This is a genomic window from Streptomyces californicus (assembly GCF_000717645.1).
In the GTDB taxonomy this organism is placed as follows: Bacteria; Actinomycetota; Actinomycetes; order Streptomycetales; family Streptomycetaceae; genus Streptomyces; species Streptomyces californicus.
Window position 1 is genome coordinate 95,617 of record NZ_JNZZ01000002.1, and the last position, 24,121, is coordinate 119,737.

General features: G+C 73.3%; 23 protein-coding genes. 11 read left to right on the top strand and 12 right to left on the bottom strand.

Going from position 1 to position 24,121, the window contains the following annotated elements:
• Positions 1 to 77: 77 nt before the first annotated feature.
• Positions 78 to 944, bottom strand: coding sequence for a helix-turn-helix domain-containing protein (locus IF19_RS0102920; protein WP_030275899.1), 867 nt, complete (start codon positions 942 to 944; stop codon positions 78 to 80).
• 59 nt (positions 945 to 1,003) lie between these two features.
• On the opposite strand from IF19_RS0102920, the gene IF19_RS0102925 reads away from it, so the two are divergent.
• A complete protein-coding gene (locus IF19_RS0102925; RefSeq protein ID WP_030113768.1) occupies positions 1,004 to 1,312 on the top strand; it encodes a 4a-hydroxytetrahydrobiopterin dehydratase in 309 nt (102 codons plus the stop codon).
• 111 nt (positions 1,313 to 1,423) lie between these two features.
• Here IF19_RS0102925 and IF19_RS0102930 read toward each other — a convergent pair whose 3' ends face one another.
• Positions 1,424 to 2,386, bottom strand: coding sequence for a LysR family transcriptional regulator (locus IF19_RS0102930; RefSeq protein ID WP_030275901.1), 963 nt, complete (start codon positions 2,384 to 2,386; stop codon positions 1,424 to 1,426).
• 116 nt (positions 2,387 to 2,502) lie between these two features.
• A complete protein-coding gene (locus IF19_RS0102935) occupies positions 2,503 to 3,405 on the bottom strand; it encodes a Rossmann-fold NAD(P)-binding domain-containing protein (RefSeq protein WP_030113771.1) in 903 nt (300 codons plus the stop codon).
• A 126-nt stretch (positions 3,406 to 3,531) separates the two neighbouring features.
• Here IF19_RS0102935 and IF19_RS0102940 point away from each other — a divergent pair, with 126 nt between their 5' ends.
• Positions 3,532 to 4,590, top strand: coding sequence for an AraC family transcriptional regulator (locus IF19_RS0102940; RefSeq protein WP_234310657.1), 1,059 nt, complete (start codon positions 3,532 to 3,534; stop codon positions 4,588 to 4,590).
• A gap of 26 nt (positions 4,591 to 4,616) precedes the next feature.
• Positions 4,617 to 5,573 (top strand): class I SAM-dependent methyltransferase, encoded by a 957-nt coding sequence (locus IF19_RS0102945; protein ID WP_030113773.1) that lies wholly within the window; start codon positions 4,617 to 4,619, stop codon positions 5,571 to 5,573.
• A 217-nt stretch (positions 5,574 to 5,790) separates the two neighbouring features.
• Here the strand turns inward: IF19_RS0102945 and IF19_RS0102950 are convergent, their stop codons facing one another.
• The 8 genes from IF19_RS0102950 to IF19_RS0102985 form a co-directional block, all read right to left on the bottom strand.
• The gene (locus IF19_RS0102950; RefSeq protein ID WP_030113774.1) at positions 5,791 to 6,780 is read right to left on the bottom strand and encodes an SDR family NAD(P)-dependent oxidoreductase; all 990 of its coding nucleotides are present in this window, start codon (positions 6,778 to 6,780) and stop codon (positions 5,791 to 5,793) included.
• Between the two features lie 236 nt (positions 6,781 to 7,016).
• Positions 7,017 to 7,562, bottom strand: coding sequence for a hypothetical protein (locus tag IF19_RS0102955; RefSeq protein ID WP_050490677.1), 546 nt, complete (start codon positions 7,560 to 7,562; stop codon positions 7,017 to 7,019).
• Positions 7,559 to 8,320: an alpha/beta fold hydrolase gene (locus IF19_RS0102960; RefSeq protein ID WP_030113776.1), complete on the bottom strand. Its 762-nt coding sequence runs from the start codon at positions 8,318 to 8,320 to the stop codon at positions 7,559 to 7,561. The genes IF19_RS0102955 and IF19_RS0102960 overlap by 4 nt, the downstream gene beginning before the upstream one ends.
• Before the next feature lie 274 nt (positions 8,321 to 8,594).
• On the bottom strand, positions 8,595 to 9,269 hold the full coding sequence (locus IF19_RS0102965) for an AIM24 family protein (protein ID WP_030113777.1): 675 nt from the start codon (positions 9,267 to 9,269) through the stop codon (positions 8,595 to 8,597).
• A gap of 180 nt (positions 9,270 to 9,449) precedes the next feature.
• Entirely contained in the window at positions 9,450 to 9,995 is a 546-nt protein-coding gene (locus IF19_RS0102970) for a hypothetical protein (protein ID WP_030113778.1), read from the bottom strand.
• Positions 9,996 to 10,090: 95 nt separating this feature from the next.
• On the bottom strand, positions 10,091 to 10,567 hold the full coding sequence (locus IF19_RS0102975; protein ID WP_030113779.1) for an RICIN domain-containing protein: 477 nt from the start codon (positions 10,565 to 10,567) through the stop codon (positions 10,091 to 10,093).
• A 105-nt stretch (positions 10,568 to 10,672) separates the two neighbouring features.
• The gene (locus IF19_RS0102980; protein WP_030113780.1) at positions 10,673 to 11,509 is read right to left on the bottom strand and encodes an aldo/keto reductase; all 837 of its coding nucleotides are present in this window, start codon (positions 11,507 to 11,509) and stop codon (positions 10,673 to 10,675) included.
• A gap of 170 nt (positions 11,510 to 11,679) precedes the next feature.
• The gene (locus IF19_RS0102985; protein WP_030275902.1) at positions 11,680 to 13,479 is read right to left on the bottom strand and encodes an AMP-dependent synthetase/ligase; all 1,800 of its coding nucleotides are present in this window, start codon (positions 13,477 to 13,479) and stop codon (positions 11,680 to 11,682) included.
• Between the two features lie 394 nt (positions 13,480 to 13,873).
• On the opposite strand from IF19_RS0102985, the gene IF19_RS0102990 reads away from it, so the two are divergent.
• Positions 13,874 to 14,101, top strand: coding sequence for a helix-hairpin-helix domain-containing protein (locus IF19_RS0102990; RefSeq protein WP_030113783.1), 228 nt, complete (start codon positions 13,874 to 13,876; stop codon positions 14,099 to 14,101).
• A gap of 66 nt (positions 14,102 to 14,167) precedes the next feature.
• On the opposite strand, the gene fdhD is transcribed toward IF19_RS0102990, so the two are convergent.
• Entirely contained in the window at positions 14,168 to 15,016 is an 849-nt protein-coding gene (fdhD, locus tag IF19_RS0102995) for a formate dehydrogenase accessory sulfurtransferase FdhD (protein ID WP_030113784.1), read from the bottom strand.
• 337 nt (positions 15,017 to 15,353) lie between these two features.
• Between fdhD and IF19_RS0103000 the strand changes: the two genes are divergently transcribed.
• The 7 genes from IF19_RS0103000 to IF19_RS0103030 all read left to right on the top strand — a co-directional run bounded on the left by IF19_RS0103000 (position 15,354) and on the right by IF19_RS0103030 (position 24,000).
• Positions 15,354 to 16,313 (top strand): beta-ketoacyl-ACP synthase III, encoded by a 960-nt coding sequence (locus tag IF19_RS0103000; protein WP_030113785.1) that lies wholly within the window; start codon positions 15,354 to 15,356, stop codon positions 16,311 to 16,313.
• Positions 16,314 to 16,520: 207 nt separating this feature from the next.
• A complete protein-coding gene (locus IF19_RS0103005; RefSeq protein WP_030190691.1) occupies positions 16,521 to 17,702 on the top strand; it encodes an ROK family transcriptional regulator in 1,182 nt (393 codons plus the stop codon).
• Positions 17,703 to 17,969: 267 nt separating this feature from the next.
• A complete protein-coding gene (locus IF19_RS0103010; protein ID WP_030113788.1) occupies positions 17,970 to 19,493 on the top strand; it encodes a sugar ABC transporter ATP-binding protein in 1,524 nt (507 codons plus the stop codon).
• A complete protein-coding gene (locus tag IF19_RS0103015; protein ID WP_030113789.1) occupies positions 19,490 to 20,542 on the top strand; it encodes an ABC transporter permease in 1,053 nt (350 codons plus the stop codon). Before IF19_RS0103010 ends, IF19_RS0103015 begins: the two co-directional genes overlap by 4 nt.
• A 96-nt stretch (positions 20,543 to 20,638) precedes the next feature.
• On the top strand, positions 20,639 to 21,673 hold the full coding sequence (locus IF19_RS0103020; protein ID WP_030113790.1) for a substrate-binding domain-containing protein: 1,035 nt from the start codon (positions 20,639 to 20,641) through the stop codon (positions 21,671 to 21,673).
• Positions 21,674 to 21,744: 71 nt separating this feature from the next.
• Complete coding sequence (locus tag IF19_RS0103025) at positions 21,745 to 22,983, top strand: Gfo/Idh/MocA family protein (protein ID WP_030113791.1); 1,239 nt, start codon at positions 21,745 to 21,747, stop codon at positions 22,981 to 22,983.
• A gap of 12 nt (positions 22,984 to 22,995) precedes the next feature.
• Entirely contained in the window at positions 22,996 to 24,000 is a 1,005-nt protein-coding gene (locus tag IF19_RS0103030) for a sugar phosphate isomerase/epimerase family protein (protein ID WP_030113792.1), read from the top strand.
• The last annotated feature ends 121 nt before the right edge of the window (positions 24,001 to 24,121 follow it).

Genomic DNA, 24,121 nt, shown 5'->3' on the forward strand with positions numbered 1-24,121 from the left:
CTCTCGGCCGGCGGGCCCCCGGCCCTCTCCGCCGCCCCGCGAACACGCGGACGGCGAAGAGGGCCGGGAGCGGGGCGTCACGGGGACAGGTGGGCGTGCAGGTACGCGGCGGTCTCCCGGTCGGCCGGGAGGAACGTCTCGATGGCCAGTTCGGCCACCGTCACGTCCATCGGCGTGTTGAACGTCGCGATCGACGACACGAACGACAGGACCCGGCCGCCGTGTTCGAGCCGCATCGGCAGCGCGAACGCGGCGGCCCGCTCCCCGCCCGCCCGTCCGTCGGCAGATGCGCTGCCACCGGACCCGCCCGGACCCTCCGGCACATCGGTGCGGTCCGTGTCGGCCGGCCGCTCGGGGACCGGGTAGGCGGCCACCTCCTCGTACAGTTCGCGCAGGGCGGGCAACCGTACGAGGGCGATCTGGCGCTCCATCTGCGCCAGCAGGTCCGCCCGCCACTCGGGGAGGTTCACGATGCGCGGCGCGAGCCCCTCCGGGTGCAGCGTGAGCCGCATGGCGTTCACCGGCGGGACCAGCAGCCTCTCCGCCACCCCCTCCAGCAGCAGGGCGATCCCCCGGTTGGCCGCCACGACCCCGTAGACGCCGTCGACCACCAGCGCCGGGTACGGCTCGTACGCGGTGAGCAGCCGGTCGAGGCTCTCGCGGAGGGCGGACATCGCGGGGGCGTCGAGCGGCGTCTGCGCGTAGCGGGGTGCGTAACCGGCCATCACGAGCAGGGCGTTGCGCTCACGGACCGGTACGTCCAGCGCCTCGGCCAGCCGCAGGACCATGTCCTCGCTGGGCCGGGAGCGGCCCGTCTCGACGAACGAGATGTGCCGGGCCGAGGAGTCCGCGCGCAGGGCCAGCTCCAACTGGCTGATGCGCCGCCGCTCCCGCCATTCCCGCAGCAGCGGCCCTACTTCCGTGTCGGGCGGGGCAGTCGTCATACCCAGACCGTAACGTCACCAGCCCCGCACCGACCCCACGACCACCACAGGAGCCGTCCATGCCCGCCGAGCCGCTGTCACCCGCCGAGATCGCCCGCCGACTGGAGAGCCTGCCCGGCTGGGCGCTGGAGGGGGACGACCGGATCACCCGGACGTTCCGGCTGCCCTCCCACGTCGCCGCCGCCGCGCTGACGGTCCACATCGCCGCGATCCAGGACGAGCTGAACCACCACTCCGACCTGACCCTCGGCTACAACACGGTGGCCCTCTCCGTCCACACGCACGACGCGGGCGGCGCGGTCACCGAGAAGGACTTCGCGCTCGCCGCCCGGGTGGCGGCGGCGGCCCCGGCCCACGGCGCGGAGTAGCCCGCCCGAGCGCGCCGCCCCCGCCGCCGGGGCGCCGCCCGGGCAGCCCGGCCCCCCGCTCCGGGCTGCCCGGCCGTTCGCCGGCTCGATCCCCCTGCCTGGCCGCCCGGCTCAGACCACCGTGCCGAACCGCGGGTGCTCGCCGAGCCACCGCGCGTACACCGGGCTGCGGGACACCGCCTCCGTGTACGCCGCCCGGGTCGCCCCGGTGACCGTCCGCGCGGTCGCGTCGGCGGCGGGGGAGTGCGGGTGCCAGCCCACCAGATGGCGCCAGCTGAGCGGCGCCCCCGCCAGCGGCCGGGTCACGACGCCAGGCGTCGGCGGGAACGTCGCCCGGCACAGGCCGATCGCCCGCCCCACCTGCACGAGGTGGACGACGGACGCGGTGTCCGTCTCGAACACCGACACCGGGGCGAAGCCGGCCCGGGCACAGGCCGCGGTGAAGCAGTCGGCGAAACAGCCCTCGCCCGGCACGTCCGCCCAGCCCTCGTCCGCGAGCGCGGCCAGATCCAGTTCCGCTTCGCCGGCCAGCGGATGCCGCTCCGGCAGCATCACGAAGACCGGGTCGACCCCGACGACCTCCCACACCAGCCGGTCGGGCAGCGGCGGCGGACTCTCCCCGCACGTGCCGATCAGCGCGAAGTCCAGCCGCCCGTCGATCACCAGCGAGGCGATCTCGCCCACCGACCACGAGGTGTACGTGGACACCTGCGCCGACGGATGCGCGGCCGCCATCCGGTCCACCAGACCGCCCAGCAGCGGACCGTGCGTACCGCCCAGCCGGAACCGGTCCAACGCTCCCGTGGCGTTGGCGAACCGCACCGCCTCCGCCTGGAGTTCACTGACCGCGGGCAGCACCACCCGGGCCCGGTCCAGCACGAGTTCCCCGAGCGGCGTGGCGCGTGCCCCGGTGTGGTCGCGGTCGAAGAGAACGCCTCCCAGGGCCTTCTCGATCCGCCTCAACTGAGCGCTGAGAGCGGGCTGGGCAAGACCCAGTGCGGCGGCGGCCTTGGTGAGGCTGCCGGTGTCGGCTATGGCACGGACCGTTCTCAGATGGCGCAACTCCAGCTCCATAAGGGCAAGTTATGGGCCCGGGAGCACCCCGGCAATATGTGTGCTCCGCCTACCGTTCGGTCGGTGTACACGCGGGGTACCCCGGGCGGGGCGCGCGGCGGGAGACGGATTCCGCTTCAGCGGTGCCAGGCCCCGTCCCCGGCCGCCTCGTGCGCGAAGACGGCGAACTCCTTCGGCTCCCGGCCCAGAATCCGCTTCACCCCGTCCGTCGTCGCCGCGTTGTGGCCGTCGAGCAGCGTCGCGAACAGGTCGGCCAGGAAACCGGCCTCCGGGCCGGGCACCCCGAACCCCTCCAGCAGCTCCGCGTACGCGGGCCCGGAGACCGGCACGTAGCGCACCGGCCTGCCCGTGACCCGGCCCAGCACCTCGGCAGCCTCCGCGAAGGTCAAACAGCGGGGGCCCGTCAGCTCGTACACCGCCCCCGCGTGCCCGTCCCCGGTCAGCGCGGCCACCACCACATCGGCCAGATCGTCGAGGTCCAGGAACGGTTCCGCCGTCGTCCCCGCCGGGAACACCAGCTCACCGCCGGCCACTCCGTCCAGCAGCGCCCCCTCGCTGAAGTTCTGCGCGAAGAACGCCGACCGGACGACCGTGACCTCGACCGGCCCCGCCGCCCCGCGCAGCGCCTCCTCCGCGACCACCGCCTGGGGCTCACCGCGCCCCGACAGCAGCACCACCCGGCGCACCCCGCACGCCGCCGCCGTCCGGCCGAAGGCGGCCATCGCCTCCGCCGCCCCGGGCACCGCCAGATCCGGGTAGTACGCCACGTAGGCGGCCCGTACGCCCTCCAGGGCCGCCGCCCACCCCGAGTCGTCCTCCCAGTCGAAGGCGACGCCGCCCGTGCGGGAGCCCGGGCGGACCGGTACCCCGAGGGCCGTGAGCCGCTCCGCGACCCGGCGCCCGCTCTTGCCCGTCGCGCTCGTCACCAGCACGGTCCCGTCGGAAGCGGCCGCCTCACCGGTGAAGCCGTTGCCGTGGGGGGTGCCGTCGTCGCGTCGTGTGTACGTGTTCTCCGTCATGGCTCCAGACTCCTGGGCCGGCGTCCGCCCGGACATGCTCCAGAGGCTCAGCCGCCTACGCGTGCGTCCACGCTCCCGGTCGATCGAGCGCCCGCCCTGCCCCCGTTCGTCGTTAGGCTGGCCGCCATGGACGCTCTCGCCGGACTCCTGGACGGGCCGCGGGCGCGGGGCGCGTTTCTGCTCCGCATGGTGATGGAGCCGCCCTGGGCGGTCCGGATCGAGGACCGCGCGCCGATCTGCCTCATGTCGGTACGGCGCGGCACGGTGCGCGTCACTCCGCCCGGCGGCGGCGTCCCGGTCCGGCTCGGCCCCGGCGGCATCGCGGTGGTCCGCGGCCCCGATCCGTACACCGTGGGCGATACGGACGGGACGGCTCCGCACGCGCTCATCGGGCCGGGCGGCGTCTGCACCACCCTGCACGGGCGGCCGCTCGCCGAGGACATGGCGCTGTCCGTACGGACCTGGGGGAACGCGGCCGACGGCGGTACGGCCGTCCTCGTCGGCACCTACCTGATGGCCGGGGAGATCAGCCGCCGTCTGCTGGACGCGCTGCCCCCGCTGCTCACCGTCTCCGCCGACACCCGGACCGGACCGCTCCTGGAACTGCTGGACGCGGAGATCGCGAGGGACGAACCCGGCCAGCGCGTCGTCCTGGACCGGCTGCTGGACCTGCTGCTCATCGCCGTGCTGCGGGCCTGGTTCGCCCGGCCCGGGGGCGACGCGCCCGCCTGGTACCGGGCGTTGGGCGACCCGGTCGTGGGCACGGCCCTGCGGCTGCTCCAGGACGACCCGGCGCACCCCTGGACCGTCGCCTCGCTCGCCGCCCGCGCCGGGGTGTCCCGGGCCGGCCTCGCCCGGCGGTTCACCGAACTCGTCGGGGAGCCGCCGATGTCCTACCTCACCGCCTGGCGGCTCGCCGTCGCCGCCGACCTGCTGCGCGAGAGCGACGCCACGGTGGAGGCGGTGGCCCGGAGGGTCGGCTACAGCACCCCCTTCGCCTTCAGCTCGGCGTTCAAACGGGTCAGGGGAGTGAGCCCGCAGGAGTTCCGCGGCGGGCCGCCGGGCGACGGCCGCGCCGACGCGCGGGACGCCCCCGGCCGGGAGCCCGGGGACGCGCGTGCGGCCGGCGGGAACGGTCCCCGCGGCACCCGGCATTTGCCGGAACCGCAACGAAGCTTGCCGTGAGACCGGCTGTTGGCGACGCTGGCCCCATGAGCAGCCACGCCGGCCACGGCCACCACGACGCGCCCGCCTCCGCCACCCCCGTGCACGCGCACGTCCCTGCGCACGGTCACGCCCACGGCACGGGGGACGACCCCGCCACGGACATCGACTGGGACGTCCTCGGCCCCCTGCTGGAGCAGGAGGCCGAACTGGGCGCCGCGCAGTACGAGGAGGCGGCCCGCTGGATCGCCGCCCTGCCCACCGCCCCGGACGTCCGCCGGGTCCTCGACGTCGGCAGCGGCCCGGGCGTCGTCTCCTGTCTGCTGGCCGAGGCGTTCCCCGAGGCCGAGGTGGTCGCCGTGGACGCGACGCCCGCCCTTCTCCGGCGTGCGGCGGACCGGGCGCGCCGCCTCGGTCTGGGCGACCGCTTCCGGACCCTGACCGCCGAACTTCCGGAGGATTTCGCCGCCTTGGGCGAAGCCGACCTGATCTGGGCGGGCAACTCCCTGCACCACCTGGGCGATCAGCGGGCCGCTCTGGCGGAATTCGCCGCCCTGCTGCGCCCCGGCGGCACGGTCGCACTCGTCGAAGGCGGGCTCCCGGCTCGGCGGCTGCCCCGGGACATCGGCATCGGGGCGCCCGGTCTGGAGGCCCGTATGGGTGCCGCCTCCGCGACCCGCTTCGAGCACATGCGCTCCGAACTCCCGGGCGCGAAGCGGGAGATCGAGGACTGGAGCGCCCTGTTCGGCGCGGTCGGACTCACCCCGCAGGGCACCCGCAGCTTCCTCCTCGACCTGCCCGCCCCGCTCTCCCGCCCCGCCCGTGAGCACGTCATCGCGAGCATCGCCCGCGAGCGCGAGGTGCTGGGCGACCTGCTGAACGCCGAGGACAGCGCCGTACTGGAGCGGCTGCTCGACCCCGAGGATCCGGAGGGCCTCCACCACCGCCCCGACGTCCACCTGCTCTCCGCCCGTACGGTTCACCTGGGCCGACGGGTTCCGTAGCCGCTCCCTCGGGCGCGTTCGGCGCGGTGCGGGGGTACCCACGGAGACCGGGCGGTGGCGGCCGCTCGGCGCTCCCGCCCGCCACGAGGCCACGAGCGCGGGCCGTCCGCCGCTCCCTCAGCGGGCCCGGCTCCGGCCCCGTACATCCGGCCGTACCGTGCCCGGGTACATCCGGCCGTACCGTGTCCGGCGGCCCCGGCCGTGCCGGGCCGCCGCCTCAGGAGCTGGTGCGCGGACCGGGCTCGTGCTGATTGGCCCGGTCCACCACCCGGTCGTTGCGCGCGCTGCCCCAGGACCGGACGAGCCTGGCGACCGGGTTGCGCGGCTCCCCGGCTTCGGCGCCCTGACGCAGAGGACCCCGGCCCTGCGCCGTCGGCAGCAGCCGTGCGGCGACGCCGCTCAGCCGGGTCGTCAGGCCGGGCGCCACCCCGTGCACGAGCTGGGCCGCCTTGGCGGGCGCGGTGAGCACCAGCCGGGCGCGCCGCTGGATGACCGCGTCCACGATCCTGCGGGCGGCCCGTTCCGCGTCCATCGACAGCAGCGGGGCGCCCGCGGCGGTGCTGAACCAGCCGAACTCGGCATCCGCGTCCCCGCCGAACTCGGCCTGCCGGTGCGATCCGGTCCGCATCAGACCCGGGTGGACGGCCGTGACGCTCACGCCGGATGCCGCCGCCTCGGCGTGCAGCCCCTCGGCGAGCGCCCCGACCGCGGCCTTCGCGCAAGAGTAGGGCAGCAGGTGCGGAACGCCGAGCAGGCCGCCCACCGACCCGATGAGCCCGAGCCGCCCCCGCGTCCTCTTGAGGTACGGAAGCGCCTCCAGGGACGTGTGCAGAGCCCCGAAGAACATCGTGTCCATGGCGTCGGCGAACTCCGCCGCGTCCACCGCGTCGACGGGCGCGACCTGGATGACCCCGGCGTTGGCGATCACGAGGTCGAGGCCGTCCCGCTCATGGACCTCCCGCACCAGCGCACCCACGGCGGCGCGATCGCGCACGTCGCAGACGGCGGTGTGCACGGTCGCGCCGGTCTCCTCCCGCAGCCGCACCGCCGCCCGCTCCAGTTCGTCGGCGTCGCGGGCGGCGATGGTCACGACGCACCCGCGCTCCGCGAGCTGCCGGGCCATGAAGAGGCCGAGGCCCCGGGAGCCGCCGGTGACCAGGGCTCCCGGGCCCCTGGTCCGGTGCGGGAGGCGGGTGCGGTAGGTCATCTCGTCGCCTTTCTGCGGGTGCGCTCGGCGCACCGGGGGAGGCGTCGCCGTGGCGCGGACGTGACCCGAGTGCCCCCGACCCGCCGCCCGTAACATCCCGCACGGCCGCCTTCCCGGCTGTGCCGTGGGCCCGAGGAGTGGACGGGGGGCGGCCGTCCGCCGGGCGGGACGAGCCGGGCGGGCAGGCCGCCGCGGACGTATGCCCGAAGGGCCGTGGTCGTGTCCCCGTCCCGGCGTCAGGCGTCCCCGGAGCGGGACCGCGCGGCGTCCTCGGCACGCTCCCGGTCGGCCTCCTCGTCCGCCCGCGAGGCGCGCCGCCCCCGCGTCACGGCCAGAACGGTGCCGACCACCGCGATCACCGTGATGGCGACGGCGATGCTGAGCCCGCCCTCGGAGTCCCAGTACACGTCCTCGAGGCTGATCAGCAGGGCCGCCTCGTCGATGACGAGTGCCATGCCGATCCCGTAGGCCAGTCCGAGCCAGGCGCGGGCGCGCGGCGAGCTCTCGGACAGGGCCGTGGCGCCGACCGCCATGAGCAGCAGGATGCCCCACACGTAGTGGTGCAGATGGACTCCGCCCGCGCTCACGTCGCCGAAGCCGCCCACGTCGATGTGGATGAGCCAGGTGAGCAGCCGCATGCCGACGAAGGTGAGCGTGAACCCGTACCAGGCCAGCACGTAGCTGCGCCGCTTCGGGGAGATCCCGGGCAGCAGTCGCAGCCAGGGAGAGAACTTCTTCGAGTTCCCGGCGCGGGTCGCGCCGCGCGAGGGCGACGACGTCATACGAGTCCTCGGGGGCTGTCCGCTGCGAACTTCTCGATCAGCGTCGCCGTGGCGTCCGGCGCGCTGTAGTGGGCCGCGTGGGCGGCTCCGGCGATCTCGGCGGTGCGGCCGTCGCCGGTGAGGGAGGCCAGCCGCCGGGTCCAGGCCGGGGAAGCGAGCGGATCACCCGCTCCACGGATGACGAGGGTCGGCGCCCGGACCCCCGCCAGCCGGTCCGTGAACGGTCCGGCGGCGTCCCGCAGCGCGTGGTGGAACTCGACCGCGCACCGTGCCGGGCCGGTGACCAGGTAGTCCCGGACGGCGAGTCCGTACAGGCGCGGCGGTTCGCGGGGCACGTCCCGGACCAGCCGGGCGACCTGGTGCGGGGCCGGCACGTCGGGGTCGAGCGCGGGACCGATCAGGACCAGCCGGCTCACCGTGTGCGGCTGCTCGGCCGCCAGCGCGGCGGCGACCTGGCACCCCACCGAGTTGGCGACCAGGGTCACGGGCCCCAGAGCCAGCCGCCGGTGCCAGTGCGCGAGGGCTTCGGCATGGTCGCCGGGGCTCGGCGCCCGCCCGGCGGCGGCCCGGGAACGCCCGTTGCCGGGGAGATCGGGGACGAGGACGGTGGCTCCCCGTTCGGCGAGCCGCCGGGCCAGCGGGACGAAGTACCGCCCCGAGAGGCCGAGCCCGTGCACGAGCACCGTAGCCGACTCACCCGCGCGCGGGCGCGGACCGAACACACGCGTGAAGAACCCGCCCTGTGTCGTCAGCTCCATCGGACCGCCCCGGCCGGACCTGCAAAGGCGCCACCCGGGGACGGCCGACGTGCCCGGCCGCTGCCGCGCGACGGCCCGGGGTGGGTCCGGGGCGGGGGCTCGATGTGATGCCTTCGCCTGTGTACGTTCCGCACGCGTCCTCGTTCCGTTTCTGTGCAAAGTTCCCCATATGGTGCCGAAGCCACCGTAGGCGGGAGCGCCACGTGCACGAACGCGGGGGTCACTCTCGGGCGGGGACGGCCGGGGCGCGTCCTCACCGGTGAAGGCGGGAGGCTCAGGAGGACGTCTGCTGCGGCTTGGGCTCCCCGGGGTTGACCACCGCTATGCCCTCGCCCTCCAGCTTGAGCTGAACGGCTTCACCGCTGCCGCCCTTGAACATCGAGCCGATGCTCTGCGACCGGTGCAGGGACGTCCGCAGCCCCGGGCTCCAGGCCACCGCCGCGTCCGTGTCGACGTACACCGGCGCGTCGGGGGTGACGGGCAGGACCAGCGGGACGCCCGCGCTGGTCAGGGCGAGGCGCCCGGCGCCGCCGAAGGTGCAGTTGAACAGACCGCCGCCGGCCATACCGGCGCCCTCCACGGTGGTGATGTCATAGCTCAGCGAGGCGTCGAAGCAGAGGATGTTCTTGCCGTTGACGGTGAGACCGTGGTTCTCGTCCACGTCCACGAGGAAACAGTGCGCCGCGTCGGAAGCGAACCACGCCTCGCCCTCACCGCTGACGGTCATCAGGGACAACCCCTCACCGGTGACCGCGCGCTTGAGGAAATTGCCCACCCCCTGCCCCCGCCGCTCGAACGACAGAGACCCGCGCCAGGCCACCATCGTGCCCTGGCGCGCGTACGCCTCGCCCTTCACGGCGTAGCGCACCGCCATGGGGTTGTCCTGCGTCAGTCCGGGCGACTGAGCGGGCCGGAGGATGTTCTCGGGGTCGAACAGGTTTCGGTTCATGCCGCACCGCTTACCCGGGCGCGGACCGGTCAGCCCCGGAGCCGAACACTCCGCTCCCGGCGGTGCCGGGCACCCGCGGGTTCAGCCCGCGGACCGGCCGCCCGGAACGGTTCCGACGCCGTGATCACACCGCACACACGAAGGGTCGCCCGGCCCGTCCGAACACCGAAGAGCCACCCGTCAGCCGCGACGGCTCTCCCGCGCCTCCGCGGAGCCCACCTGTTCCATACGCCGCACCTCGTACTCCGCCGCTTCCAGATGGCCGAGGTCGAGGGCCATCGCGGCACGACCGGCGACGTAGAAGACGTCCTGACGGATCCGGCAGTCCATACCGCTCCGACGGCACAGGGCCAGGAATCGCACCTCCAGACTGAGCTCGACGCGGCCCATCTCGTTCCGGACGCTGACCGGGAGAGCGGCGCGCCGCAGGTCCTTGGCGTAGTCACGCGTCTGGCGGTCGGCCTCCTCGGGCCGGGCCTCCGAGGGCCGGTACGGGTGATCGGCCCACTCCGTGTCAGCCCACCGGACGAGTTCGTCCAGGTGCGCCGAGGCGGCCGGAACATCCGGGGGCGAGGCGGACAGGGCCGCGTCCGCGTCGGCGACCAGGCGGGTGAGACGACGCCGCGCGGCATCGTCCTTCGCCGCGCACATCGCGACGAAGCCCGACAACACATCGAGCCTGCGCGACACTTCCGCCAGCCGCCAGATCTCGTACAGCCCCGCCATCCACCGTTCCCTCTCCGCCGACCGCGTGCCCGGCTCCGAACCCTACGGCGCGTCCCCAGCAGCTGGTCCAGCGATTTTCCGCGAGGCCGACCGGCTCAGCCGAGGGCCGTCACCGGCTCCAACCGCCACCACTGGAAGGGCGAATCGGTGTCCTCCCACTGCTGGACCGTGCCCCCGGGCTCGGCGGAGCGGTCCGCGACCTCCATGACGAGTCCGCTGATGAAGCTCACCAGCGTCACCGTCCCGGGGTCCTCCGGATGCTGCTCGATCAGCCACTCCTGGGCGCCGAAGTTGTTGGCCTTCCACTGCTGGATGCGGACGCCGTTCTCCGTGTCGGCGTTCGCCACGTCCAGACGCTTCCCGCTGTGCTCGTTGACCAGGTGGAAGAGGGCCGCGCCCTCGTGCACCGGGGACAGCCGCCACACCTGTGCCGCCGTCCCGTCGTCCTCGCCCTGCTGCACCCGGGCCCCACTGCCCCTGGCCGCGCCGGACACCTCCAGCAGCAGCTTGCTGCCGACGTTGCGCAGGCGGTACGGGCCCGCCTCGACGACGGGCGCGAGTTTCCCGCTCATGTTCCGTATCTCTCCGGTCGACGTGAAGTGCTGCGGTGGGGGAGACCGGCCTACGGCGGCGCCCCCACCGCCTGCACGGTGGGGGCGCCGGGCGGCCGGACGCGCTCAGGCGCCGGCGTTGAACTCGGCCGGGTCCGGGCCGAGCCGCTTGCCCTCGTCCAGGGCCGCGAAGGCGGCGAGGTCGTCGGCGTCCAGCTCGAAGCCGAACACGTCCAGGTTCTCCTTGATCCGCGACGGGGTCACGGACTTCGGGATCACGATCGTGCCGGTCTGCAGGTGCCAGCGCAGCACCACCTGCGCCGGGGTGCGCCCGTGCTTCCGGGCGATCGCGACGACCGTCGGCACCTCCAGCAGGCCCTTGCCCTGGCCCAGCGGCGACCACGCCTCGGTGGCGATGCCGTGATCGGCGTGGAAGGCGCGCGACTCGGCCTGCTGGAGCTGCGGGTGCAGCTCGATCTGGTTGACGGCGGGGACCACGGAGGTATCGGCCAGCAGCCGCTTCAGGTGCTCGGGGTGGAAGTTCGACACGCCGATGGCCTTCGCGCGCCCGTCGGCGAGGATCTTCTCGAACGCCTTGTACGTGTCCGTGTACGCGTCCTTCGCCGGGACCGGCCAGTGGATCAGGTACAGATCGACGTAGTCCAGGCCGAGCCGGTCCAGCGAGGCGTCGAAGGCGCGCAGGGTGCTGTCGTGGCCCTGCTCGCTGTTCCACAGCTTCGTGGTGACGAAGAGCTCGTCGCGGGCGACCCCGGAGGCGGCGATGGCCTTGCCGGTGCCCGTCTCGTTCTCGTAGATCGCGGCGGTGTCGATGCTCCGGTACCCGGTCTCTATGGCGGTGGCGACCGCCTTCTCCGCCTCGTCGTCCGGCACCTGCCAGACACCGAAACCGAGCTGCGGCATCTCGATGCCGTTGTTGAGGGTGATGGAGGGGACCTGGCTCACGAGCGGTCGATCCTTACGTCGTGGGGTTGATGACTCCCCACGACAACGATCGGGCCGCCCGAGGCATTCCCGCCCGGGCCACCGGCATCGGACCAGCCACCCGCGTCTCCCCTGCGGCCGCGTCGGACCGGGCACCGGCGTCGGACCGGTCTCCCGTCGGCGCTCGCCGCTCAGCGGTACAGCGCGTCGACCTCGATCGCGTACGCCGTCTCGATGGCCTTGCGCTTCAGCTTCAACGACGGGGTCAGCAGCCCCAGTTCCTCGCTGAACGGGTGCGCCAGGATCCGGAACGTACGGATCGACTCGGCCTGCGACACCGCCGTGTTGGCGGCCACCACCGCCCGGCGGACCTCCATCTCCAGGTCCGGATCGCGCACCAGCTCGGCCGGGCTCAGCGGGGCGCGGCCCTGCATCGCCAGCCAGTGGTCCACCGACTCCTGGTCCACGGTGACGAGCGCCGCGATGTACGGGCGGTCGTTGCCCACGACGATGCACTGCGCCACCAGCGGGTGCGCCCGTACGCGTTCCTCCAGGCCGGCCGGGGAGACGCTCTTGCCGCCGGACGTCACCAGGATCTCCTTCTTGCGCCCGGTGATCGTCAGATAGCCGTCGTCGTCCAGCGACCCGAGATCCCCGGTCGCCAGCCAGCCCTCGTGCAGCACCGCCCGGGTGGCTGCCGGGTCGCCCAGATAGCCGGAGAACACGTTCGGGCCGTTCACCCACACCTCGCCGTCGTCCGCGATGTGCACGGACGTGCCCGGGACCGGGCGGCCGACCGTCCCGTACCGGGTGCGCTCGGGAGGGTTCGCCGTCGCCGCCGCGCTCGTCTCGGTCAGCCCGTACCCCTCGAAGACGTCCACGCCCGCGCCCGCGAAGAACAGCCCGAGCCGGCGGTCCATGCCGGAGCCGCCCGACATCGCGTGCCGCATCCGGCCGCCCATCGCGTCGCGGACCTTCTTGTAGACGACCTTGTCGAAGAACTGGTGCTGCATCCGCAGTCCGGCCGAGGGACCGGGGCCGACGCCGAACGCCTTCTGCTCCAGGGCCTCCGCGTACTTCACCGCGATGTCGACGGCCTTGTCGAACGGTCCGGCCCGGCCCTCCGCCTCCGCGGTGCGCCGGGCCCCGTTGAACACCTTCTCGAAGATGTACGGCACCGCTAGGATGAACGTCGGCCGGAACGTCAGCAGGTCCGGCATCAGCGCCCGCGCGGACAGCTCCGGCTGGTGGCCGAGCTTCACCCGGCCGCGGACCGCGGCGATCTCCACCATCCGTCCGAAGACGTGCGCCAGCGGCAGGAAGAGGAGGGTGGCCGCCTCGTCGCCCGGCCTGGAGTGGAACACCGGTTCCCAGCGCGTCACCATCGTGTCGCTCTCGAACATGAGGCTCGCGTGGGTGATGACGCATCCCTTGGGGCGGCCGGTCGTGCCCGAGGTGTAGATGACGGTCGCCACCGAGTCGGGCGTCACCGCGCGCCGGTGCCGCTGCACCACCTCGTCGTCGATGTCCGCGCCCGCCGCCAGCAGCTCGTCCAGCGCTCCCGCGTCGAGCTGCCACAGCCGTTTCAGCAGCGGCAGCCGGTCGATCACCGAGCCCACGGTCATCGCGTGGTCCTCGTGCTCGACCATCACCGCCACCACTTCGGCGTCGTGCAGCATCCACAGGACCTGCTCGGCGGACGAGGTCGGGTAGACCGGCACCGACTGGGCCCCGACGGTCCACAGCGCGAAGTCAAACAGCGTCCACTCGTAGCGGGTACGGGACATCAGCGCGACCCGGTCGCCGAACCGCACCCCGTGCGCGATCAGCCCCCGGGCCAGGGCCAGCACCTGGTCGCGGAACTCCCCGGAGGTCACATCACGCCACTGCCCCCCGGCATCCTTGCGGGCGAGCGCGACGCGGTACGGATCGTCCTCCGCGTAGTCGAAGACCACATCGGCCAGACCGCCGACCTGAGGCGCCGCCGGCACGGGTGGGACAGTGAATTCGCGCAATGACATGCTCCTCGTGGCGCTCCGCACAGCGCCGCGACGCTACCCCAAGCGGAGGCCCGGCGGGAGGGGCCCACCACCTCCTCACCCCGGTCCGGCCGGACAGCTCGGCCGTCGAAATCCGGCCAGATGGGCAAGGCTCGGGCGCGCCGCCGGGCCGGTTTCGACGGAGGGGTGAGCGGCGCGCGCCGGAATCTCCACCGAATCCGCCCCCGGCGATCACCAGCGGCTCCCGGCACCGACCGGCGAACGATCTGTTGCGCCTGTTGCTCCCGGCGGTCCAGTCGCTCCCGTCGGTTTCCCGAAGGCGCCGGACCGCCGCATCGGCCGTTACGGTGGGCCGGAGACGGCCGGCCGAAAGTCAGGAGGCGCCATGAGTGAACCTTCCGGTACGCCCGCACCCGCGCCCGCGGACGATTTTCCGCACGGGGCCGGCAACCCGGCCCGGGGCGCGTTGAGGGCGGCGGGCTACACCCGGCTCGCCCAGCTGACGGAGGTGACCGCAGCCGAGGTGCTCGCGCTCCACGGGGTCGGGCCGAAGGCGATCGGGGTGCTCCGCGGGGCGCTGGCGGCCGAGGGGCTGGCCTTCGCGGGGGAGTGAGCGGCCGACCGCCGGAAGGCCCGACCGCGGTCACCGGCCCGGACCGCCCGCCGGAGGACCCGCCCCTCAGACCCGGCCCGGCTCAGGCTCCAAGGCGATCCGGTGCTCACCGGCGTACACGTTCATGGAGGGGCCGCGCAGGAACCCGACCAGTGTCAGTCCGGCCTCCGCCGCCAGGTCCACCGCGAGCGACGACGGCGCGGAGACCGCCGCGAGCACCGGGATCCCCGCCATCACGGCTTTCTGCGCCAGCTCGAACGAGGCCCGGCCCGAGACCAGCAGCACGGCCCGCGACAGGGGCAGCCGGTGGTCGGTCAGCGCCCGGCCCACCAGCTTGTCCACCGCGTTGTGCCGGCCGACGTCCTCGCGTACGTCCAGCAGCTCGCCCTCCTCGGAGAACAACGCGGCGGCGTGCAGACCGCCCGTCCGGTCGAAGACCCGCTGCGCGGCCCGCAGCCGGTCCGGAAGGGCGGACAGCAGCTCCGGCGGGATCCGCACCGGCGGCGCGTCGGCCACGGGGTGCCGGGTCGTGGTGCGGACCGCGTCCAGGCTGGCCTTGCCGCACAGGCCGCACGACGAGGTGGTGTAGACGTTCCGCTCCAGCGTGATGTCCGGGACGCGGACGCCGGGCGCGAGCTTCACGTCCACCACGTTGTAGCTGTTCCCGCCCTCCGCCGTCGCCCCGGCGCAGTAGACGATCGACTGGACCTCGTCGCCCTCGGCGATCACCCCCTCGCTGACCAGGAAGCCCGCCGCCAGCGCGAAGTCGTCGCCCGGCGTGCGCATCGTGATGGCCAGCGGCCTGCCGTTCAGCCGGATCTCCAGGGGCTCCTCCGCCACCAGGGTGTCCGCGCGGGTCGAGACCGCCCCGTCGCGGATGCGGAGGGTGCGGCGGCGTTCGGTGGCCCGTCCCATAGGTGTGAATCCGATCCTGTCCGTGTGCGATGGTTCATGGCTGCCGGCGGTCCGCGAGGGTCCCCCGTCGCCGCGGCGGCCGGTGAGGGTCCCGTACGCGACGGCCTCCTCCCGTTCACCGCGGTCCCGAGGCCGTCCGGACCGGGTGCCGGAAGCCGGCTCCGCCATTGTCCGGTACCCGCCCCGGCGTGTCGCGGGCGCCCGTGAACCACGCTGACCAGCGTGTTGTCAAGGCTCCAACGAGTGAGCCGGTTTCCTGTGGGATCACGTGCACGCGTACCCGGCGGTAGCGACCAAGACTGGATGTTTCCTGACCCACCCGACGATGGGAACCCGTATGACCGGCTCGCGTGTCGTGGCGCTCGGCCACTACCAGCCCGCCAAGGTGCTCACCAACGACGACCTGGCGGCCATGGTCGACACGAGTGACGAGTGGATCACCAGCCGGGTCGGCATCAAGACCCGCCACGTGGGCGGGCCCGAGGAGCCGGTGGACGAGATGGCCGCGCACGCGGCCGCCAAGGCGCTGGCCGGGGCCGGTCTCGACCCCTCGGACATCGACCTGGTGCTCGTCGCCACCTCCACCGCGATCGACCGGTCCCCGAGCATGTCCGCGCGGGTCGCCGCCCGGCTCGGCATGGGCTCGCCCGCCGTCATGGACATCAACGTGGTGTGCTCCGGCTTCACGCACGCCCTGGCCACCGCCGACCACGCGATCCGGGCCGGTGCGGCCACCCGGGCGCTGGTGATCGGCGCCGACAAGATGGCCGACATCGGCGACTGGACCGACCGGAGCACCTGCGTCCTCCTCGGCGACGGGGCCGGCGCCGCGGTCGTCACCGCCGACCCGGCCGGAGCCGGCGCCCCGGGCGGGCCCGGCATCGGGCCGGTGCTCTGGGGCTCCGTGCCGGAGATGGGCAACGCGGTCCGGATCGAGGGGACGCCGCCGCGCTTCGCGCAGGAGGGCCAGTCCGTCTACCGCTGGGCCACGACCCAGCTCCCCCCGATCGCCCGGCGGGTCTGCGAGAAGGCCGGCGTCGCCCCGGAGGAGTTGGGCGCCGTCGTCCTGCACCAGGCCAACCTGCGGATCATCGAGCCCGTCGCCCGGAAGATCGGCGCCGTCAACGCCGTCGTCGCCCGCGACGTGGTGGACTCCGGCAACACCTCCGCCGCCTCCATCCCGATGGCGCTGTCCAAGCTCGTCGAACGCGGCGAGGTCGTCTCCGGCGCCCCCGCCCTGCTCTTCGGGTTCGGCGGGAACCTCTCGTACGCGGGCCAGGTCATCCGCTGCCCCTGACGGCCGTGCGCAAGACGCCCCGGGGGCGTCCCGCTCCGGGGATGCTCCGGGCTGACCGGACTCCTGCCGGGGCATCTTTGTCCTGGGTGTGGAGAAAGTCGGGGCGGATTCCCGCGCAACTTCTTCCCACTCCGGGAAAGCGCTGCTACGTTCCCCTCGAAAGCCCGACGGACTGGCCGATGTGGCGGGGAGGGACGCGTGAGACGTATGACGGCACGACCCGCGAACGCGCATCAGGCGCGGCTGCTGAGGCTGTTGCGCGACGGGGGCCCCAACTCCCGTGCCCAGCTGGGCGACCAGGTCGAGCTCTCCCGTTCGAAGCTCGCCGTCGAGGTGGACCGGCTGCTGGAGACCGGCCTGGTGGTGGCCGACGGCCTCGCCGCGTCGCGCGGCGGCCGCCGCTCGCACAACATCCGGCTCGCCCCCGAACTCCGCTTCCTCGGCGTCGACATCGGGGCCACCTCGATCGACGTGGCCGTGACCAACGCGGAGTTGGAGGTCCTGGGGCACCTCAACCACCCCATGGACGTGCGCGAGGGCCCGGTCGCCGTCTTCGAGCAAGTGCTGTCGCTCGCCGCCAAACTCCGGGCCTCCGGGCTCGCGGAGGGCTTCGACGGCGCGGGCATCGGGGTCCCCGGCCCCGTCCGCTTCCCCGAGGGCGTGCCGGTCGCGCCGCCGATCATGCCCGGCTGGGACGGGTTCCCGGTCCGCGAGGCGCTCAGCCAGGAGCTGGGCTGCCCGGTCATGGTCGACAACGACGTGAACCTCATGGCGATGGGGGAGCAGCACGCGGGCGTGGCCCGGTCCGTGGGCGACTACCTCTGCGTCAAGATCGGCACGGGCATCGGCTGCGGCATCGTCGTCGGCGGCGAGGTCTACCGCGGTACGACCGGCAGCGCCGGGGACATCGGGCACATCCGGGTGGACCCGGACGGCCGGGCCTGCGCCTGTGGCAACAAGGGCTGCCTGGAAGCCCACTTCAGCGGCGCGGCCCTCGCCCGGGACGCGGAGGACGCCGCCCGTGAGGGCCGCTCACCCGAACTCGCCGCCCGGCTGGAGGCGGCGGGGCGTCTCACCGCCGCCGACGTGGCCGCCGCGGCCGCCGCCGGCGACGCCGCCGCGCTCGACCTGATCCGCGAGGGCGGCAACCGGCTCGGCCAGGTGATCGCGAGCCTGGTCAGCTTCTTCAATCCCGGTCTGGTGGTGATCGGCGGCGGGGTCACCGGCCTCGGTCACAACCTCCTCGCCAGTGTCCGTACGCAGGTGTACAAGCAGTCCCTGCCTCTGGCCACCGGCAATCTGCCCATCGTGCTGGGCGAGTTGGGCCCCACCGCCGGAGTGATAGGCGCGGCCAGGCTCATCAGCGACCACCTCTTCTCCCCGGTCTGATCCCGCACGTCCCTCCGGCCCGATCCGAACGCACCGCCGCAACCCCCGCACCACCCGGCGCGACCCGCTCCACCCGCCCGGCCCCGCCCGTATTGGTCAGGTACCCGTCACTCCACCCCCGGTCCGTCGGGTACTCGTCAGCAGCCGCTCGGGGTGCCGCCGGCTCCACGGCACCCCCAGCCCTGCGCCCTGTCCGCTCACCGGCCCTCCCCGGCCCGCTCGGCACCGCCCGAGCAGGGGAGACCCCATTCGCCGAGGGGATTCGTCATGGCACCGGAACCACCCCTGCTCACCATGTCCGGCATCACCAAGCTCTTCCCGGGCGTCCGCGCCCTGGACGGCGTCGACCTGGAGGTCCAGGCCGGCGAGGTCCACTGCCTCCTCGGCCAGAACGGCGCCGGCAAGTCCACCCTGATCAAGGTGCTCGCCGGAGCCCACCAGCCCAACGACGGCGAGATCACCTGGCGCGGCGAACAGGTCCGGCTCAAGTCGCCGATCGCCGCCATGCGGCTGGGCATCGCCACCATCTACCAGGAACTCGACCTCGTCGAGGACCTCTCGGTCGCCGAGAACGTCTTCCTCGGCCACGAACCGACCAGCGCCGGCTTCGTCGTCCGCACGGGGGAGGGGCGCGCCGCCGCGAAGGCACTGCTGGCCCGCCTCGGGCACCCGGAGATCGACCCCGCCCGGCACGTCGGCGACCTCTCCGCCGCACAGCAGCAGATCGTCTCCATGGCACGGGCGCTCTCGCACGACGTCCGGCTCATCGTGATGGACGAGCCCTCCGCCGCCCTCGACCCCGACGAGGTCGACAACCTCTTCCGCATCGTCGAGGGCCTCACCTCCGCCGGGGTGGCCGTCGTCTACATCTCGCACCGGCTGGAGGAGATCCGCCGCATCGGCGACCGGGTCACCGTCATCAAGGACGGCAGGACCGTCGCCGTGGGCCTGCCCGCAGCCGACACCCCCACACGCGACATCGTTGCCATGATGACCGGCCGCGACGTCGCCTACGTCTTCCCGCCGCGCCCGGACGAGCCCGCCTCCGCCGACGTCGAGCCCGTGCTCCGGGTCCAGGGCCTCTCCCGCACGGGCGAGTTCGCCCCCGTCGACCTCGAACTGCGGCCCGGCGAGATCGTCGGCCTCGCCGGACTCGTCGGCTCGGGCCGCTCGGAGATCCTGGAGACGATCTACGGGGCCCGCAGGGCGACCACCGGAACCGTCAGCGTCGCGGGCGAGCGGCTCCGTCCCGGCAGCGTCCGTGCCGCCGTCGCCGCCGGGATCGGCCTCGCCCCCGAGGAGCGCAAGGCACAGGCCCTGCTGCTGACCGAGTCCGTCACCCGGAACGTCTCCGTCTCCTCCCTCTCCCGCTTCGCCCGGCTCGGCTGGATCGACCGCGCGGGGGAGCGCAAGGCCGCCCGGAGCGCCACCCGTGAGCTGCAGATGCGGCCCGACAACCCGGACGCCGCCGTCCGCACCCTCTCCGGCGGCAACCAGCAGAAGGCCGTTCTCGCCCGCTGGCTGCTGCGCGGCTGCCGGGTGCTGCTGCTGGACGAACCCACCCGCGGCGTCGACGTCGGCGCCCGCGCCGAGCTCTACGCCGTGATCCGCAGGCTGGCCGACGAGGGGCTCGCCGTCCTGCTCGTCTCCAGTGAAGTGCCCGAAGTCCTGGGCCTCGCCGACCGGGTGCTGGTCCTCCGGGAGGGCGAGGTGGTCCACACGGCCCCCGCCCGGGAGCTCGACGAACACCGCGTACTCGACCTCGTGATGGAAGGGAGCCCGACGCCATGACACAGCCCGCCCCGTCGGCGCAGCACAACGGGTCGGACAAGGGGGCCCTTGCCGCCCCCTCCGACACGCCGCCCCCGAAGACGGGCGGCCGCGGGCCGGCCCTCGGCCTGCGGCTCGACGTCCGGATCCTGTCCCTGCTCGGCGTCCTCGCCGTGCTGATCCTGGTCGGCGGCGTCACCGAGCCCGACGCCTTCCTGGACAGCGGGAACCTCCAGCTCATCCTCACCCAGGCGTCCGTCATCGGCGTCGTCACCGTCGGCATGACCTTCGTCATCATCAGCGGCGGGATCGACCTCTCCGTCGGGGCGATGGTCGCCCTCGCCTCGGTGTGGGCGACGACCGTGGCCACCCAGGAGTACGGCTTCGCGGGCATCGCGTTCACCGCGGTGATCGTCGGCCTCGTCGCGGGACTCGTCAACGGCGTCCTCATCGCGTACGGCCGCCTCGTCCCGTTCATCGCGACCCTGGCCATGCTGGCGTCGGCCCGCGGACTCGCGCTGCAGATCACCGACGGCAAGACCCAGATCGTCACCGTCGACTCCGTGCTGGACCTCGGCCTGCCCGACTCGTACATCCTCGGGATCCCGCCGCTGGTCATCATGTTCGCCGTGGTCACCGTCATCGGCTGGCTGGTCCTGAACCGGACCACCTTCGGCCGCCGCACCGTCGCCGTCGGCGGCAACGCGGAGGCCGCCCGGCTCGCCGGGATCGACGTCCGCCGCCAGCGCCTGTACCTCTACCTGCTGTCCGGGCTGTGCTGCGGCATCGCCGCCTTCATGCTGATCGTGCTCGCCGGCTCCGGCCAGAACACCAACGGCAACCTGTACGAACTCGACGCCATCGCCGCCGCGATCATCGGGGGCACCCTGCTGAGCGGCGGCCGGGGCACCATCGTCGGCTCCGTCCTCGGTGTCCTGATCTTCACCACGATCACCAACATCTTCGCCCTGAACAACCTGCAGACCGACGTCCAGCAGATCGCCAAGGGCGCCATCATCGTCGCCGCCGTCCTCGTCCAGGGACGCGGCATGCGCGGCCGGGAGACCTGACGCCCCGCCCCACCCCGTTCGCACCCCCCCGCACCCGCACTTCGTACGCACCCCCCCGCACCCCGTACGCACCACCGGATGAAGGGTCCCACCGCCATGCCAGAGACCAGTCGCAGAGGGCTGCTGTTCGGAACCGCCGCCGTCTCCGCGGGCGCGTTCCTCACCGCCTGCACCAGCAACGAGCCCAAGAAGACCGAGTCCGCCGCCAACAGCGCCCCCGCCGGCGACGAGCCCGGCAAGGCCGTCACCATCGGCTTCGCCGGACCGCAGGCCGACCACGGCTGGCTCAACGCGATCAACGTGAACGCCAAGTCCCGGGCGGAGACGTACTCCGACGTCACCCTGGAGACCACCGAGGGCTCCAACGACACCGCCGCACAGATCGGCCAGGTCAAGACCCTCATCAACAAGAAGGTCGACGTCCTCGTCGTCCTCCCCGCCGACGGCAAGGCGCTCACCCAGGTCGGTCTGGAGGCCATGAAGGCGGGCATCCCGGTCGTCAACCTGGACCGCGTCTTCGCCTCCCCGCAGGCGTACCGCTGCTGGGTCGGCGGAGACAACTACGGCATGGGCCTCAACGCCGGCCACTACATCGGCGAACGGCTCAAGGACAAGCGGAACGCCAAGGTCGTCGAACTCGCCGGGATCGACAACCTGGAGCTGACCAAGCAGCGCAGCCAGGGCTTCGCCGACGCCCTCAAGAACTACTCCAACATCAAGCTGGTGGCCCGTCAGGCGGCCGACTTCACGGTCGAGTCCGGCCAGGCGAAGATGGCCCAGCTCCTCCAGGCCCAGAAGCAGTTCGACGCGCTGTGGAACCACGACGACGACCAGGGCGTGGGCGCGCTGCGCGCCATCGAGCAGGCGGGCCGCGACGAGTTCATCATGGTCGGCGGCGCCGGCGCCAAGTCCGCGATGGACGCCATCAAGGCCGACGACTCCGTCCTCAAGGCGACCGTCCTCTACCCGCCGACGATGGCCGCGTCCGCCATCGACCTGGCCCGCGCGCTCGGCCAGTCCAAGGGCGTCAGCGGACTGGCCGAGATGGAGATCCCGACCTCCCTGACCCTGTACTCCGCGGTCGTGACGAAGGACAACATCGACCAGTACCTGCCGACGGGCTTCAACTGACCGGGAATCCGGGGGAGGCGGCGAGCGCGTCCCCCGGCCCGTTACCGCACACCGACGAGGAGGAAGTCCGCATGGCCCGTAGTCAAGAGACGGAAGCGCACGCCCCAGCTTCGCCGCCGCAGCAGCAGGCGCCGGGAACGCTCGGGGTCGGCATGGTCGGATACGCGTTCATGGGCGCCGCCCACTCCCAGGGGTGGCGCACCGCCGGACACGTCTTCGACCTGCCTCTGCGACCCGCTCTCGCCGCGATCTGCGGACGCGACCGTGCGGCGGTCGACGCCGCCGCCGCCCGGCACGGCTGGGCGGCGGCCGAGACCGACTGGCGGGCCCTGATCGCCCGGGACGACGTCCAGCTGATCGACATCTGCACCCCCGGCGACAGCCACGCGGAGATCGCCATCGCCGCCCTGGCGGCGGGCAAGCACGTCCTGTGCGAGAAGCCGCTCGCCAACACCGTCGCCGAGGCCGAGGCCATGGTGCGCGCCGCCGAAGCGGCCGCGGCGCGCGGCGGGCGGGCGATCGTCGGGTTCAACTACCGCAAGGTGCCCGCCATCGCCTACGCCCGCCGCCTCATCGCCGAGGGCCGGCTCGGACCGCTGCGCCATGTGCGCGCCACCTACCTCCAGGACTGGCTGGTGGACCCCGCCTCCCCGCTCACCTGGCGGCTCAAGCGCGAGCACGCCGGCTCCGGCGCGCTCGGGGACCTCGGCGCGCACATCGTCGACCTCGCCCAGTACCTCTCCGGTGAGCTGCTCACCGGCGTCTCCGCCGTCTCGGAGACCTTCGTACGGGAGCGGCCCCTGCTCTCCGGGGCGTCGGCCGGGCTCTCGGGCGGCGCCGGCACGGTGGAGCGGGGCGAGGTGACCGTGGACGACGCGGCGATCTTCACCGGCCGCCTCGCCTCCGGCGCGCTCGCCTCCTTCGAGGCGACCCGGATGGCCGCCGGACGCAAGAACGCCCTGCGCCTGGAGATCAACGGGGAGCTCGGCTCGCTCGCCTTCGACCTGGAGCGGCTGAACGAACTCTCCTTCCACGACCACACCGAACCCGCCGCCACCGCGGGCTTCCGCCGCATCCTCGTCACCGAGCCCGATCACCCCTACCTGGAGGCGTGGTGGCCGCCGGGCCACGGCCTCGGCTACGAGCACACCTTCGTCCACCAGGCCCGCGACGTGGTGCGCACGATCGCCGACGGCGCCCCGGCCGTGCCCTCGTTCGCGGACGGACTCCAGGTGCAGCGGGTGCTCGCCGCCGTCGAGGAGAGCGCCGCCAAGAACTCCGTCCACACCCCGGTCCCGTCCCCGTCCTAGGAGGCTGCCCCCATGCCCCGCCCCTTCACCCTCTTCACCGGCCAGTGGGCCGACCTCCCGCTGGAGCAGGTCTGCGAGCACGCCCGGGACTTCGGCTACGACGGACTCGAACTCGCCTGCTGGGGAGACCACTTCGAGGTCGACAAGGCGCTCTCCGACCCCGGCTACCTCGACACCCGGCGCCGACTGCTCGACAAGTACGGGCTGAAGTGTTTCGCGATCTCCAACCACCTGGTCGGCCAGGCCGTCTGCGACCACCCGATCGACGAACGCCACCAGGGCATCGTCCCCGCCCGCATCTGGGGCGACGGCGAGGCCGAGGGCGTGCGGCAGCGCGCGGCGGCCGAGATCGCCGACACCGCGCGGGCCGCCGCCGCCTTCGGCGTGGACACCGTCGTCGGGTTCACCGGGTCCTCGATCTGGCACCTCGTCGCCATGTTCCCGCCGGTCCCGCCGCACATGATCGAACGCGGGTACGAGGACTTCGCCGAGCGCTGGAACCCGATCCTGGACGTCTTCGACGCCGAAGGGGTGCGCTTCGCCCACGAGGTGCACCCGAGCGAGATCGCGTACGACTACTGGACCACCGAGCGGGCGCTCGAAGCGGTGGACCACCGGCCCGCGTTCGGACTGAACTTCGATCCGAGCCACTTCGTCTGGCAGGACCTCGATCCGGTCAACTTCCTCTACGACTTCCGTGACCGGATCTACCACGTGGACTGCAAGGAGGCCCGCAAGCGCCTCGACGGCCGCAACGGCCGCCTCGGCTCGCACCTGCCCTGGGGAGACCCCCGGCGCGGCTGGGACTTCGTCTCCGCCGGCCACGGCGACGTGCCGTGGGAGGACATCTTCCGGATGCTGCGGTCCATCGGCTACGAGGGCCCCGTCTCCGTCGAGTGGGAGGACGCCGGCATGGACCGGCTGACCGGCGCGCCGGAAGCGCTTGCGGGGCTCAAGCGGTTCGACTTCGACCCGCCCGCGGCCTCCTTCGACGCGGCCTTCGGCGGCGGCGAGTAGCACGGGCCTACCATGCCCCGGGGCGCGTGATCCACATATCGGGCACCTGCCCCCGGGGCTGCCTCGCCGTGCCCGGAAACCGCTTTGTCCTGGCGGAAGAGGAAGTTCGACCCAACCGCCG

Excerpts from the sequence above, each read along its gene's own strand:
- IF19_RS0102920 (WP_030275899.1), bottom strand. The coding sequence starts at position 944 with ATGACGACTGCCCCGCCCGACACGGAAGTAGGGCCGCTGCTGCGGGAA.
- IF19_RS0102925 (WP_030113768.1), top strand. The coding sequence starts at position 1,004 with ATGCCCGCCGAGCCGCTGTCACCCGCCGAGATCGCCCGCCGACTGGAG.
- IF19_RS0102930 (WP_030275901.1), bottom strand. The coding sequence starts at position 2,386 with ATGGAGCTGGAGTTGCGCCATCTGAGAACGGTCCGTGCCATAGCCGAC.
- IF19_RS0102935 (WP_030113771.1), bottom strand. The coding sequence starts at position 3,405 with ATGACGGAGAACACGTACACACGACGCGACGACGGCACCCCCCACGGC.
- IF19_RS0102940 (WP_234310657.1), top strand. The coding sequence starts at position 3,532 with ATGGACGCTCTCGCCGGACTCCTGGACGGGCCGCGGGCGCGGGGCGCG.
- IF19_RS0102945 (WP_030113773.1), top strand. The coding sequence starts at position 4,617 with ATGAGCAGCCACGCCGGCCACGGCCACCACGACGCGCCCGCCTCCGCC.
- IF19_RS0102950 (WP_030113774.1), bottom strand. The coding sequence starts at position 6,780 with ATGACCTACCGCACCCGCCTCCCGCACCGGACCAGGGGCCCGGGAGCC.
- IF19_RS0102955 (WP_050490677.1), bottom strand. The coding sequence starts at position 7,562 with ATGACGTCGTCGCCCTCGCGCGGCGCGACCCGCGCCGGGAACTCGAAG.
- IF19_RS0102960 (WP_030113776.1), bottom strand. The coding sequence starts at position 8,320 with ATGGAGCTGACGACACAGGGCGGGTTCTTCACGCGTGTGTTCGGTCCG.
- IF19_RS0102965 (WP_030113777.1), bottom strand. The coding sequence starts at position 9,269 with ATGAACCGAAACCTGTTCGACCCCGAGAACATCCTCCGGCCCGCTCAG.
- IF19_RS0102970 (WP_030113778.1), bottom strand. The coding sequence starts at position 9,995 with ATGGCGGGGCTGTACGAGATCTGGCGGCTGGCGGAAGTGTCGCGCAGG.
- IF19_RS0102975 (WP_030113779.1), bottom strand. The coding sequence starts at position 10,567 with ATGAGCGGGAAACTCGCGCCCGTCGTCGAGGCGGGCCCGTACCGCCTG.
- IF19_RS0102990 (WP_030113783.1), top strand. The coding sequence starts at position 13,874 with ATGAGTGAACCTTCCGGTACGCCCGCACCCGCGCCCGCGGACGATTTT.
- fdhD (WP_030113784.1), bottom strand. The coding sequence starts at position 15,016 with ATGGGACGGGCCACCGAACGCCGCCGCACCCTCCGCATCCGCGACGGG.
- IF19_RS0103000 (WP_030113785.1), top strand. The coding sequence starts at position 15,354 with ATGACCGGCTCGCGTGTCGTGGCGCTCGGCCACTACCAGCCCGCCAAG.
- IF19_RS0103005 (WP_030190691.1), top strand. The coding sequence starts at position 16,521 with ATGACGGCACGACCCGCGAACGCGCATCAGGCGCGGCTGCTGAGGCTG.
- IF19_RS0103010 (WP_030113788.1), top strand. The coding sequence starts at position 17,970 with ATGGCACCGGAACCACCCCTGCTCACCATGTCCGGCATCACCAAGCTC.
- IF19_RS0103015 (WP_030113789.1), top strand. The coding sequence starts at position 19,490 with ATGACACAGCCCGCCCCGTCGGCGCAGCACAACGGGTCGGACAAGGGG.
- IF19_RS0103020 (WP_030113790.1), top strand. The coding sequence starts at position 20,639 with ATGCCAGAGACCAGTCGCAGAGGGCTGCTGTTCGGAACCGCCGCCGTC.
- IF19_RS0103025 (WP_030113791.1), top strand. The coding sequence starts at position 21,745 with ATGGCCCGTAGTCAAGAGACGGAAGCGCACGCCCCAGCTTCGCCGCCG.
- IF19_RS0103030 (WP_030113792.1), top strand. The coding sequence starts at position 22,996 with ATGCCCCGCCCCTTCACCCTCTTCACCGGCCAGTGGGCCGACCTCCCG.